The sequence below is a fragment of the Chitinophagaceae bacterium C216 genome (assembly GCA_028485475.2).
Taxonomy (GTDB): domain Bacteria; phylum Bacteroidota; class Bacteroidia; order Chitinophagales; family Chitinophagaceae; genus Niabella; species Niabella composti.
The window spans coordinates 1,090,575-1,102,179 of the sequence record CP144143.1; the positions used below are offsets into that span (position 1 = coordinate 1,090,575).

Here is an 11,605-nt window from a genome sequence, read left to right on the forward strand (position 1 = left end):
ACAACTATTTCACGTAGGTTTGTGTATCCAATCACCTCATTAAATCAATTGTTATGAGTGGTGTAGAAATATTAGGATATACCGCCGGCACACTTACCACGCTTACCTTTCTGCCGCAGGTAATCAAAACTCTTAAAGAGAAATCAGCAAAAGATGTATCACTGGCTATGTTTTTAATAGCTGCCACTAATCAGATTTTGTGGATTTTTTATGGCGTATTGCAACGTGATAATGCTATTATTTTTACTAACGCTACAATACTGGTATTATCGCTTACGATGATCTTTCTGAAACTCAAGTACGGGAGAGAGCTAGAAATCGATGCGCACACTTCCGAAAACACCAAATTTACTACCCGGCAGTGTCGTCTGATCTTTAGGAAGTACGCGCCATATAAAATCTACTCGAAGTACACGTAAGATATTGTCTACGCCTGTTCCGAGCTCCAAATAGGTTTTTCCGTCGAGTGACTGAAAGTTAGCATTGTCTTTAAAGTTAAGAGCTTTATTTGCATCAGACAGTGAACCCCATAATGCTTTTACAGTATAAAACTGCCTAAATTTTAGCTTAGGTATCAGTTTAAATATGCCATTGCCAATATTATATTCATAATTAAGTCCGGCAAAGCGGTCGTGGATATACTGATACCGTATCATAGTATTAAATGCATACTTGTTATAATAATACAGCTCATTGCCTGGTGCTACATCCAGAAAAGTATAAGGAACCGTTCCAAAGGTTCTTCCGGCATATACCTGATAATTAATAGTACCCACCGGCGGAACCTTCATATAATCTGATACGGAGAATAAGAGCTTGCTATAATTATAACCACTTCTTAATATTCCTGAAACTCCTTTTGTGAAACTAGCTTCCACAATGGGATAGGGACTACCTAGGCTGGCGCGGTAAAAAGTAGTTTCGATGAATTTTTCGGCGAAGGCATAACGCAGTCTTATGGAAAATTCGGTGCTGACCAGACGCTTCGATACACCAAACGAATCTGCCGGTAACAGATTAGACAAGGGCGTATAGGCTTTATTGGCCGCCGTGGCTCTCACAGACAAACCACTGGGGAATTCGTTGAAGAATTCAAAACTGCCTTCTTCTAGGTTAATGAACTTAACCGGAATATTAGGCTTGCGTACAGCAAATGAAAAAATATTATCTGAAGAGATTTCCCCATAATATTTCTGTCCGAAATCCAGATCATTTTTGTAAGCTAAAGACCAGTATTGGCGCGGATGCTTTCGAGGTAAATAAAACAATTCCCCCATTCCCTTTAGCTTTTTGTCTCTGAATCCGTAAGCCAAATAGGTATGGTACATGAATTTAGTATTAAAATGTTTGTTGCTGGCTACATCAAAACGCATTCTGAAACCTTCATGTTGGTTAGCAGAAAACCAGTTATAGGCAGAGCCCAAACGCACATTACCTACATCAAAATAACCGGAACCAAGGAATATCACCTGTTTGGTGAACCGTTGATAAACAGGGGTATTTAATATGGTATCAATCATATTGATAATACCCTGTTCGGTTTTGGTGAGGGCTTCGTGTCGGGTGGTATCCCAATAACTTCTGTGTTTATCCTGTGCCCCCGGAAGTGTGATTATTTCTTCTTGAACTTTGTTTTCCCTCAGTTTGGCAACAACAGAGCTGTCGTTAACAACAATGTTTCTATAAGTAGTGGTTTTACGTCCTATAAGCCCTACTGTTTTGTTGCCCATAGGCGCAAAATCTACAATCATTTTTTCTCGACTAATAAACCAGTTGCTATCTGCAAGTTTTGTAAACTCCTGCACATAACTAAACCGTTCCATAAAGTTGATGTCAGCATTTTTGTCCAGGGCAAGATTGATTTTTTGAATGGCATAAGTGCCGAAGTGTACCCAGCAATCTCCTTCAAAAGTATTCGTGCCTTTACGTCGTGGCTGAAACACTAGTCTGTAAAATCGTTCATTGCCTATATACTGGGTATCGGTTACGGAATATTTATAATAAAAATCACCATTATCGCTAAGGGGACTTACGAAGCTTTTGTTGAATACATTGATAAAGTTGTTGTAAATATTAAATACCTGATCCATCCCCCCCAGATACTTCACCATACTCTCGTTTTTGATGCCATTGGTATTGGCTGCAATAATTTCCTCACGGCGACGCAAGGGTTTTTTTTGATAGTAATAATGTGAAAGCGCTTCGGTAAGATAGGTTGGCAATATTTTGATGCCTTCTGATGTGTCAGTGTTTTTGGCAATTAGTTCGTTGATAGGTCGTAATGGCTTGAGTCGAGTGAGTTTCTCCAGGCTATTGAAGTTTTTTAAATCAATTTCCAATTTATTGTAGAGCTGGTAGGAAAAATTGTCGAATTTATAGCGGTTGTTTTGGGGTTTATGCGCAACAATTTTTTTCCAGAGCCATATACCTTTATCAATCTTGGCTTTTACTACTACGGCATCCGTCGTGGCACGCTCCAGCGGTATTAGTACTTCCATTTCATTTTGATCAATAGGGAGGGGTAAATAATAAGGCACGTAACCCACATATGTAATTTCCAGCGTATCGGATGGCCAGTGGTGCATTTGAAAAGCAAAGCTCCCGGCCGAATCGGTAATGATTCCCGTGTGCGTGCCTTTAAATGTTATAGTTGCAAAAGGTATTCCTTCTTCGCTATGTGCATCTTTTACTTGTCCGCGTATTGTCTTCTGAGAGAAAAGCGGGGTACAATTTAATGCCAGGAAAAAAAGAAATACAATTTTCCAGATAGGGTTCATCGGCTGCAAAAGTAAGGTTGTTTCTAAATCCTCATTTGTTAATATTGCCCCTAAAATGGGGCATCAGTAATTTTAATTACCCCTTTCCTTTAGGATACTGATTACATTTGCTTAATAAAACTTCAAATATAAACATGCTGCATATACAAAAATTTACGTTTAATCCTCTTGAAGAAAATACCTATGTTTTATTTGCGGACAATGGCGATTGTTGCATTATTGACCCGGGGTGTTATTTTGAAGAAGAGAGAAAAACCTTGAAGGAGTTTATAGTTTCCAATAATCTGAATCCGGTTTATTTGCTTAATACCCATTGTCATTTAGATCATGTGTTTGGGAATAAATATGTAAGTGAAACCTGGGAACTTCCACTATATATGCATGAAGACGAGCAAGTGGTGCTGAGTGTTGCACCCCAAACAGGGTTGATGTACGGATTGCCTTTTGAAAACTATACCGGTGAAAAGAAATTTTTAGAGCCGGGTGATATTATCACTATTGCCGGCAGCGAGCTTAAAGTATTATTTACTCCCGGCCATTCTCCGGGTAGTATTAGTTTTTATAACGAAGAAGATGGTTTTGTGATCAGTGGAGACGCACTATTTGCAGGAAGCATAGGAAGAACCGATTTACCCGGGGGAGATTTTGCTACTTTAGAGCATGCTATTAAAACACAATTATATACCCTACCCGATACCGTAAAAGTATACCCCGGGCACGGTGGCGGCACCAGTATCGGCTTTGAAAAACAACACAATCCTTTTGTGCGTGCTGATTAAACGGACCTTCGTAATAAATACAAGATTTAATTACTACTATCTTTCGATATTAGGCGTATTGGCTGATGACTGGTGTTACTGGAGCGGAAGCCCGCTCCATATCCCAAATAGCTTCCAGCTGCGATTTACGTAATAACAATCTTTCGATTTCTTTCCACGAATGCACACGTGTATGTCTTCCTGCATCGGCCAGCTGATTATGGGGTTGAGTAAACAATATGGTGCGACCTTTAAAAGGGTCTAAATTTTTAAAATGGTCATCAATCATGATATCAGCTTTAATCATAGTTTTAGTACCACAGAAGACCATTTGCTTCCAGCTGATAAAAGGAAAATGCTCATTCAACCATTCTTGTTTCTCGCTAAGTGACTGCGGGAACTCAGTGGCGGCACTTACAATAAGCACCTCATATTCTTGACACAGTTTATATAAAGCTTCTCGGCTATCTTCTATTACAGGCATGGTTCTGAAAAATCCCGGCTGGTATAGGTAAGCTCTTCCGTTAGGAAATGCTTCTGATTCGCGCTTGCCAATGGTTTCGGCTATAGGCCTTTTTATTCCCGTTTCTGCAAACTCATAATTGATGAACTGTTGTATACAATTTGCCAGCACACCATCCATATCTACCGCTATTGTTTTCATCTTTTTTTGAATTTAGGTGTTAAAGGAAGAGCGCAAAATTACAAAGTTTGTAGAAAAGGGTGCGGAGAACTTCCTACCTTTGTGTATTTTTTACACGACTATTTTTTGTATATTATATTGAAAGACAGTTGTTTATGAATAGGAATCTATTTCCACTTGCGTTAGGAGGATTGGGCATCGGTACTACGGAGTTTGTGATTATGGGACTTATGCAGGATGTGGCTACTTCATTACAAATTAGTATTCCTACGGCAGGATATCTGATCTCGGCATATGCGTTGGGCGTTATTGTAGGGGCCCCGTTGCTGGTAGCCGCATCGGTAAAACACAATCCCAAGAAAGTGCTCATGGTGCTGATGGTTTTGTTTACCATATTTAATGGTTTATCGGCTGCCGCCCCCGGTTATTATACTTTGTTGGTGGCCCGATTTATGTCGGGTTTGCCCCATGGTGCTTTCTTTGGAATAGGAGCCGTGGTGGCTTCAAGAATGGCACAGGAGGGCAAGCAAGCCCAGGCGATATCGATGATGTTTGCCGGGCTCACCATAGCCAATCTAGTAATGGTGCCGCTGGTTACGTATTTAGGACATGTAACAAGCTGGAGATATGCTTTTGTAATTGTGGCTCTCATTGGGATACTGACCATTGTGTTTTTAAAAATGTGGCTACCCGACATTCGGATAGAAAAAAGTAATGTAAGAGAAGAACTTCAGTTTTTTACTACTGGTAAAGCTTGGTTGATTTTGCTGATTACTTCCATCGGGTTTGGAGGACTGTTTGCATGGATTAGCTATATATCTCCTTTGATGACGCATGTTTCGGGCTTTTCACTAAAAGCGGTGTCCTACCTGATGTTGGTAGCTGGAGCGGGTATGGTTGCCGGCAATTTGTTGGGAGGTGTTATGGCCGATAAAATGGCTCCCGAAAAAGCTGCTATAATATTATTCTTGTTGTTAACAGTGGCTTTATCGGCTGTGTTTTTGTTCTCTGAAAATCAGGTAATTTCGGTAATTCTTACCTTTATTTGTGGTTTATTGGCCATGGCGGTAGGGTCGCCTATCAATATTTTAATGATTAAATCAGCCGATCGGTCGGCTATGATGGGGGCCGCTTTTATGCAGGCGGCGTTTAACATTGCCAATTCTATAGGAGCCTATTTGGGCGGATTGCCCATTACGTGGGGGCTGGGATTCCAGTACCCGGCTTTTGTGGGGGCTCTAATGGCTATGATGGGTCTGCTACTTACTGTAACTTTTATGTTTCGATATGGCATAAAATCTAAAAGCTGGGCATTGCGTTAAGCATGTCACCAGCTTTTAGAAGAAGTACAGCATATTTATAAGTTGCTGATAATCAATTGTTGAATTTCCTTCATTTCCGCCTCACTTAGCTTTAGTTTGCCCTGAGTAAAATTGAGATCGTTGGCTTCGTTAATGGGGATTAGATGTACATGTGCGTGCGGTACTTCAATACCTACTACGCTGATACCGCAACGGTTACAGTCAAAAGATTTTTCAATAGCTTTTGCAATGGGTTTGGCGAAAACGAGAATTTCGGAGAGATACTCATCAGGGAGGTCGAAAACCTTATCAATTTCCACCTTAGGCACTACCAGCACATGCCCTTTGCGCAGCGGCATGATATCGAGAAATGCTATAAACTTATCATTTTCAGCAATCTTATAAGAAGGCAGTTCACCTGAAATTATTTTGGAGAATATGGTCATGGCAGCTATTTTTTCGCAATTATAATAAAAAAACCGGCGTATGCCGGTTTCTGGATAAGATGATAATTTTTCTAAATAAAGATTTCGTCAACTCTAAACTTTAACAAGCCCGCTGGAGCTTGCACATCAGCTATTTCACCTACCGATTTACCAAGAATACCTTTTCCGATGGGGGAGTTAACGGATATTTTTCCAGCCTTCAGATCTGCTTCTTGTTCGCTAACCAGCTGATATGTAACTTGTTTATTAGTTTTAAGATTAGTCAATTTTACTTTTGTCAGAATAGATACCTTACTGGTGTCAATAGTGCTTTCGTCCACTACCCTGGCATTAGCCAAAGCGGTTTCTAAGGCAGCAATTTTTGCTTCCAGTAAGCCCTGGGCCTCTTTGGCTGCATCGTACTCCGCATTTTCTCTTAAATCTCCTTTTTCACGGGCCTCTGCAATGGCCTTGCTGGCAGCAGGACGTTCCACACTCTTTAAGCGCTGCAATTCTTCCTTCATTTGCTCCAGCGTTTCCTTGGTAACATACTGAATCGCATTCATAATTTTTTCATTTTACATTCAACAAAAAAATAACAACGCTCCGGCACATAATATTCCAGAGCGTTGCTATTTAAGCAAATATAATAAATCGTTTGTCTTAAACCAAATAATGAAATGTTAAAGACTAGTCAAGTCCCAATTTCTGAAGCGTTACTGTTACCATTTTCAGGAAAGCCTCGTGACTATAACCGGCAATATGTGGTGTAACTATCACATTATCAAATGATAATAGTTCATTCAATTGCTGTTTTTCGGCTTCGGTATAGGTATCCAGCTTTTCGTTTTCCAGCACATCAAGGCAGGCGCCTGAAATTTGCTCCTGCTTCAGTCCATTAATCAAAGCAGCTGTATTGATTACTTTTCCCCGACAGGCACTTAATATAATGGGCTTTTGCTTCATGAGTCCTATCAATTCCTCATTAAGCATATAATGTGTTTCGGAGGTTAGGGGCACGTTGAAGCTGATAACGTTGGCATAGCGACATACTTGTTCCAGCGAGGCCTCTTTAATAAAGCCGCTAGCAAACCCGCTTTTATATTTATCGTAAGCTAATACCGTAACGTCGAAGGGTTGTAATAAGCGCGCAAAGCTACTCCCGGTATTACCATAGCCGATAATTCCTACCGTTTTTCCGCTCAGCTCGATACCCCGGTTTTCATTGCGCAGCCATATGCCCTGTTTTACCTGAGGGATGGCCACATTCATTTTATTCATGAGCATTAGCAGCATACCTAAGGAATGTTCGGCCACAGCATTGCGGTTGCCTTCGGGACTGCTAACGCAAAGTATTCCTTTGCTTTCTGCATATGCTACATCTATGAGCTCCATGCCGCTTCCCAGTCTTCCGATCCATTCTAGATTGGGCATGGCATCCAGCAGTTCTTTATCCACCTTAATGCGTGTGGTGAGAATGAGACCTGTCACATCTTCGCCTTTAGCCTTCAGTTCTTCGTAGGTGATTTTGGGTTCGTATAACACTTCGTAACCCTTTTCTGACAGTCTTTGTTGTAAATAAGGATGTGCGTTTCCGGTAATGATTGCTTTTTTCTTCTTCATATATGTTAATAGAAAATAAACATTATTTCATTTTAAATGTAAGTGCAGCAAAATCGTTTACTGTGAGTTGTTCGGCGCGTTTATTGAACTGGTCATCTACCAGAATGGTATCATCGAATAATGCCCTAGTGGCATTGCGCATGGTTTTTCTACGCTGGTTGAATGCCGTTTTGACCAATGTAAAAAAATCGCGTTCGCTGCGCATAAGGGCTGTTTCTTTTTTTCTGTATAGCTTAATTACTCCGCTTTTTACTTTAGGTGGAGGCATAAAGCAGTTTTCGTGCACATCGAAAAGGTATTTCACATCATAAAAAGCCTGTATCAGTACACTGAGAATGCCGTAAACCTTGTTGCCAGCAGGAGCTGCAACGCGCTGCGCTACTTCTTTTTGAAACATGCCCACAACCACCGGCACCTGTTCTTTCCATTCTAGAATTTTAAAAAGTATCTGGGTGGAAATGTTGTAGGGGAAATTGCCAACAATGGTAAACTCGTCAGTAAAAGGAGGTGTGGCATCCAAAAAGCTTAGGTGTACAATCTTATCCTGAAGTTGCGGATAGGTATTTTTGAGGAATACAACCTTCTCTTCGTCTACCTCTATGGCTTTAAAATCAACTCCGGGGAGTTGTATTAAATATTTAGTGAGTGCGCCACCACCGGGTCCCACTTCTAATAAATGGGTCAATGGTTCCTGTTCCAGCGCATTCACTATCTTACGGCATATATTTTCGTCTTTCAGAAAATGTTGCCCTAAGGATTTTTTTAGTGAATACATGGGTGCAAAGGTAAATGTGTAACTTAAAATTGAATAAAACAGTGCCTAAAAAGAATTTCTTTATTTTTACAACCCTGCATACGAATTTTCCATAGAAGTGCCGAATGACTTTTGATGCTGTGCCTCCTGTGAGGAAAACTTTGAAATTCAGGAGTAATTTGATTATTAATAAATTATGAGTAGTAATAAACCCGTTATTGGAATTTCTTGTGGAGATTTAAATGGAATTGGAATTGAACTGATTATAAAGTCTCTTTCCGATAATCGCATAATGGATATCTGTACTCCGGTGATATTTGCTAATAATAAAACCATTAGCTTTTACCGCAAAACCTTATCGGAAAATAATTTCAACTTTAGCTCCTTAAGAGATTTTTCGAGGATTAATCATAAGCAAATAAATGTTTTTAGTTGTTGGGAAGAGGACGTTAACATAACACCTGGGGTGCTGAACGAAGTAGGTGGAAAATATGCTTTAATATCTCTTCAGACGGCCGTTCAAGCGTTGAAGGAAGGACATATACAGGGACTGGTTACGGCCCCAATTCATAAAAGTAATATTCAGTCAGAGGCGTTTAATTATACAGGGCACACCCCTTATTTAAAGAGTGCCTTTGAAGCAGAGGAAGTGGTAATGATTATGTGTGCCGAAAATATGCGGGTGGCTTTGGTTACCGAGCATGTGCCGGTAAAGGATATAGCGGCGCATTTGAATACCGATATTATTCTTAAAAAGCTTAGAATCGTGAACGATTCATTGCAAAAGGATTTCGGTATCAGTCGTCCCAGAATAGCTGTACTCGGCCTTAACCCGCACGCAGGAGACGAGGGGTTGATTGGCAATGAAGAGCAAGCTATTATCAAGCCTGCCATCAGGGAAGCTAAAAATGAGAATATCCTTGCATTCGGTCCTTATAGTGCCGATGCATTTTTTGCCCGAGGGCAGTATGAGAAATTCGATGCCGTGCTGGCTATGTATCATGATCAGGGATTGATTCCTTTCAAATCACTAGCTATAGGGGCGGGGGTAAATTATACCGCAGGATTGAATATAGTGCGTACTTCACCTGATCACGGAGTGGCTTTTGATATTGCCGGTAAGGGTGTAGCGGATCATCAGTCTTTTTCAAGTGCCATCTATTATTGTATAGATATTATCAAACAACGGTTGGAATACCAGCAACAGCGGGCTAACCCTATAAAGAAAGTGATGCCTGAAGTAACCGCTAAATTGCCTGACGAAGAATTGGAGGAGCAGTCAGATTAATGTTGCTGCTGACTATTTGGGAAAGGTAATTATAGAATTCCTGAACAATATTGTTTTCGGCGACACTCTTGCTACTATCGTACACCTTGTATAAGGTGAGGGGTGTCGTAATGGCCATAAGGGTGTTTATCATTTTTCTTTTTAGTTGCGTTTCTTCTGCTATTTGATCGATAATATTTATCAGCTCAATACCAAAGATTTCAGAATTCAAACTGCGCCCTTTAGCCAGAATATCCTGATAGGATGATAGTTTTATGGGGCCTGATAAGGAAGCACACTCTCTGGCTATACGAATAAATTCTACTGACTTTTCAGGATTTTTACACCGATTGTTTAGCTCGGATAGGGTAGTTTTGACGATATTATTGATGGCAAGTTCTATTTGGCTTTTGTGGATTGGTTGACCTATTGAATAAAGTGCCAACTCAATAAGTCTTTCATCTACTGGTACAGAAAGTTCCATCTTTTTTATTTTATAGTTTATAGAGGCTTAGGGTTTAAAAAAGAAAGAGGGGCATACGTATTGTCTAGAAAGACGCCGTTGCCCACTCTAAGCCCTCTAAACCGCCGTGAAGGTACAGCGATATCAATATCGTGTGAAGATATTTTCGATGAACTAGGTAATTTATGGAGATAGATTACCGAATTTTTTCGATGGAAGCTAATTGGCGTTATCCCAAATCGGGTAATACTGACCAGTAAAAAACCACGACTCTGCGTCGTTCATCATCGACCTGATAATCGGTTATATTAGGAAAGGGGAGTGCTTCCCCACGGCCATAAGCCACATATCCTATATTGAGGTTGTTATACGAATTAAATCGGGTAGCATTTTCTTTTACCAACATCTTGATATGGTAGAGTAGTTCGTTAGCTCTTAAATTGGAAAGAACAAGATTAAGTAGACCTTTTTCTGGATTTTCTTCGCGTGTATAGGACTTTAGTAGTGCATAAAGGGGTGTGTTGGGACTGAAGGATAGTGCATCAGCATAACCTACTAATACAATGTGAACTCTACGCGTAATATCCGCGTATTTGTTGGATCGATTGATGATGGAATCAATTACCGGCTTGAAGTGCTCTTCTACCACTTTTGAAGCTGAATAGGGGATTTTGTATGCACCCGGTTTAAAAAATGCCCCCATCTGATATTTACGAAAGGCATCCACACTTACTGCTTCGTTCAATAGCTCATATACACGCTCCCTGTAGCTTTCTTTTAAGTGAAAAGAGTCGATTTTGCTCAGATAGTTGTTGGCATAGTGGTAATATTTCTTCCCTCTCAGGTTGGCTTTATTTTGAGCAATAAGGTCGGCTGCATTAACGGTTTCTTCAATATTCTTGAGATCGTTTTGCAGCTTTTCAATAATCGTTTGAATGTTGTTTGCTACAGACGAGTCCATACTTCTATTAGCAACCTGTCGTTCCATTTTTGACTCCAGAGAGTCCAGTAATACAGAGTCCTGGCTAATGGTTCGTCGGGCTAAGCTAATTTTTTCATGTGTAAGAGCTGCTTTTTTACTAACTCCGCAACTTATAAGAAAGGTTATTAAGATAAATAATATACCTAAATGATATTTCTTCATAATTTTTTAATTCGAGAATTTATTGTGGTAATGGTTTAATTGTAAATCCCGGCGAGTCTGTTTCCCGAGATGATATTTTCTTAATTTTTTGTTCGAGTATTTTGGAATAAATCAGCTTTCTGGTGTTAGTAGTACTAACTGATGTAGTAGAGTCATTAATATTTTCTGGAACTATTGCAGAAGGGTCTGCATTAAGATTTATATTAATAAGATTGACATTTTCATCTAATTGAAAATCTTTATACGTAAGTAATAATTCGTATACATGTATATCAGTGTTTTGTACGAAGTTAGTGTATTTTTTCGAACTATTTCTATCTTGTTGATGCCACGCATATAACATAGCGAAGCAAAGTAATATTCCTCCTGTCCATAATATGATAAGTGATATTTTACTAGTCTGCTGATACGTAATTATTCTTTTCATAAGATAAAATTGGAATGGCTAAG

Annotated in this window: 13 protein-coding genes; 4 read left to right on the forward strand and 9 right to left on the reverse strand. The window is 39.8% G+C overall.

Translation table 11 applies throughout. The features are described 5' to 3' along the window. Positions 1-53 precede the first annotated feature (53 nt). Positions 54-419, forward strand: a complete 366-nt coding sequence (locus tag PIECOFPK_RS04465) for a SemiSWEET family sugar transporter (RefSeq protein ID WP_409966612.1) — start codon at positions 54-56, stop codon at positions 417-419. Here the strand turns inward: PIECOFPK_RS04465 and PIECOFPK_RS04470 are convergent. Beyond that, the gene (locus PIECOFPK_RS04470; protein WP_409966613.1) at positions 312-2,777 is read right to left on the reverse strand and encodes a DUF5686 and carboxypeptidase-like regulatory domain-containing protein; all 2,466 of its coding nucleotides are present in this window, start codon (positions 2,775-2,777) and stop codon (positions 312-314) included. The genes PIECOFPK_RS04465 and PIECOFPK_RS04470 overlap by 108 nt on opposite strands. A 134-nt stretch (positions 2,778-2,911) precedes the next feature. Between PIECOFPK_RS04470 and PIECOFPK_RS04475 the strand changes: the two genes are divergently transcribed. Beyond that, a complete protein-coding gene (locus PIECOFPK_RS04475) occupies positions 2,912-3,556 on the forward strand; it encodes an MBL fold metallo-hydrolase (RefSeq protein ID WP_409966614.1) in 645 nt (214 codons plus the stop codon). 49 nt (positions 3,557-3,605) lie between these two features. Here the strand turns inward: PIECOFPK_RS04475 and PIECOFPK_RS04480 are convergent, their stop codons facing one another. Continuing rightward, on the reverse strand, positions 3,606-4,199 hold the full coding sequence (locus PIECOFPK_RS04480; protein WP_330973213.1) for a 5' nucleotidase, NT5C type: 594 nt from the start codon (positions 4,197-4,199) through the stop codon (positions 3,606-3,608). Positions 4,200-4,333: 134 nt separating this feature from the next. Between PIECOFPK_RS04480 and PIECOFPK_RS04485 the strand changes: the two genes are divergently transcribed. After that, entirely contained in the window at positions 4,334-5,500 is a 1,167-nt protein-coding gene (locus PIECOFPK_RS04485; protein ID WP_409966615.1) for an MFS transporter, read from the forward strand. A gap of 35 nt (positions 5,501-5,535) precedes the next feature. Here the strand turns inward: PIECOFPK_RS04485 and PIECOFPK_RS04490 are convergent, their stop codons facing one another. From PIECOFPK_RS04490 to rsmA, 4 genes are all read right to left on the reverse strand, one after another. Further along, the gene (locus PIECOFPK_RS04490; RefSeq protein WP_330973215.1) at positions 5,536-5,925 is read right to left on the reverse strand and encodes an HIT family protein; all 390 of its coding nucleotides are present in this window, start codon (positions 5,923-5,925) and stop codon (positions 5,536-5,538) included. A 71-nt stretch (positions 5,926-5,996) separates the two neighbouring features. Then, complete coding sequence (gene greA, locus PIECOFPK_RS04495) at positions 5,997-6,470, reverse strand: transcription elongation factor GreA (protein WP_330973216.1); 474 nt, start codon at positions 6,468-6,470, stop codon at positions 5,997-5,999. 124 nt (positions 6,471-6,594) lie between these two features. Then, positions 6,595-7,527 carry an NAD(P)-dependent oxidoreductase gene (locus tag PIECOFPK_RS04500; RefSeq protein ID WP_330973217.1) on the reverse strand — a complete coding sequence of 311 codons (933 nt, stop codon included), beginning with the start codon at positions 7,525-7,527 and terminating at the stop codon, positions 6,595-6,597. A 22-nt stretch (positions 7,528-7,549) separates the two neighbouring features. Further along, positions 7,550-8,302 carry a 16S rRNA (adenine(1518)-N(6)/adenine(1519)-N(6))-dimethyltransferase RsmA gene (gene rsmA / locus PIECOFPK_RS04505; RefSeq protein WP_330973218.1) on the reverse strand — a complete coding sequence of 251 codons (753 nt, stop codon included), beginning with the start codon at positions 8,300-8,302 and terminating at the stop codon, positions 7,550-7,552. A gap of 175 nt (positions 8,303-8,477) precedes the next feature. Between rsmA and pdxA the strand changes: the two genes are divergently transcribed. Further along, the gene (pdxA, locus tag PIECOFPK_RS04510; protein ID WP_330973219.1) at positions 8,478-9,569 is read left to right on the forward strand and encodes a 4-hydroxythreonine-4-phosphate dehydrogenase PdxA; all 1,092 of its coding nucleotides are present in this window, start codon (positions 8,478-8,480) and stop codon (positions 9,567-9,569) included. Here pdxA and PIECOFPK_RS04515 read toward each other — a convergent pair. The 3 genes from PIECOFPK_RS04515 to PIECOFPK_RS04525 form a co-directional block, all read right to left on the reverse strand. Continuing rightward, a complete protein-coding gene (locus PIECOFPK_RS04515; protein ID WP_330973220.1) occupies positions 9,529-10,032 on the reverse strand; it encodes a hypothetical protein in 504 nt (167 codons plus the stop codon). The two genes, pdxA and PIECOFPK_RS04515, sit on opposite strands and share 41 nt — an antisense overlap. Before the next feature lie 208 nt (positions 10,033-10,240). Continuing rightward, entirely contained in the window at positions 10,241-11,155 is a 915-nt protein-coding gene (locus PIECOFPK_RS04520; protein WP_409966616.1) for a hypothetical protein, read from the reverse strand. A gap of 19 nt (positions 11,156-11,174) precedes the next feature. Then, on the reverse strand, positions 11,175-11,582 hold the full coding sequence (locus PIECOFPK_RS04525) for a hypothetical protein (RefSeq protein WP_330973222.1): 408 nt from the start codon (positions 11,580-11,582) through the stop codon (positions 11,175-11,177). Positions 11,583-11,605 lie beyond the last annotated feature (23 nt).

Coding starts and splice junctions, on each gene's coding strand:
- PIECOFPK_RS04485 (WP_409966615.1), top strand. CDS start 4,334: ATGAATAGGAATCTATTTCCACTTGCGTTAGGAGGATTGGGCATCGGT.
- pdxA (WP_330973219.1), top strand. CDS start 8,478: ATGAGTAGTAATAAACCCGTTATTGGAATTTCTTGTGGAGATTTAAAT.
- PIECOFPK_RS04500 (WP_330973217.1), bottom strand. CDS start 7,527: ATGAAGAAGAAAAAAGCAATCATTACCGGAAACGCACATCCTTATTTA.
- PIECOFPK_RS04465 (WP_409966612.1), top strand. CDS start 54: ATGAGTGGTGTAGAAATATTAGGATATACCGCCGGCACACTTACCACG.
- greA (WP_330973216.1), bottom strand. CDS start 6,470: ATGAATGCGATTCAGTATGTTACCAAGGAAACGCTGGAGCAAATGAAG.
- PIECOFPK_RS04515 (WP_330973220.1), bottom strand. CDS start 10,032: ATGGAACTTTCTGTACCAGTAGATGAAAGACTTATTGAGTTGGCACTT.
- PIECOFPK_RS04525 (WP_330973222.1), bottom strand. CDS start 11,582: ATGAAAAGAATAATTACGTATCAGCAGACTAGTAAAATATCACTTATC.
- PIECOFPK_RS04480 (WP_330973213.1), bottom strand. CDS start 4,199: ATGAAAACAATAGCGGTAGATATGGATGGTGTGCTGGCAAATTGTATA.
- rsmA (WP_330973218.1), bottom strand. CDS start 8,302: ATGTATTCACTAAAAAAATCCTTAGGGCAACATTTTCTGAAAGACGAA.
- PIECOFPK_RS04490 (WP_330973215.1), bottom strand. CDS start 5,925: ATGACCATATTCTCCAAAATAATTTCAGGTGAACTGCCTTCTTATAAG.
- PIECOFPK_RS04520 (WP_409966616.1), bottom strand. CDS start 11,155: ATGAAGAAATATCATTTAGGTATATTATTTATCTTAATAACCTTTCTT.
- PIECOFPK_RS04470 (WP_409966613.1), bottom strand. CDS start 2,777: ATGAACCCTATCTGGAAAATTGTATTTCTTTTTTTCCTGGCATTAAAT.
- PIECOFPK_RS04475 (WP_409966614.1), top strand. CDS start 2,912: ATGCTGCATATACAAAAATTTACGTTTAATCCTCTTGAAGAAAATACC.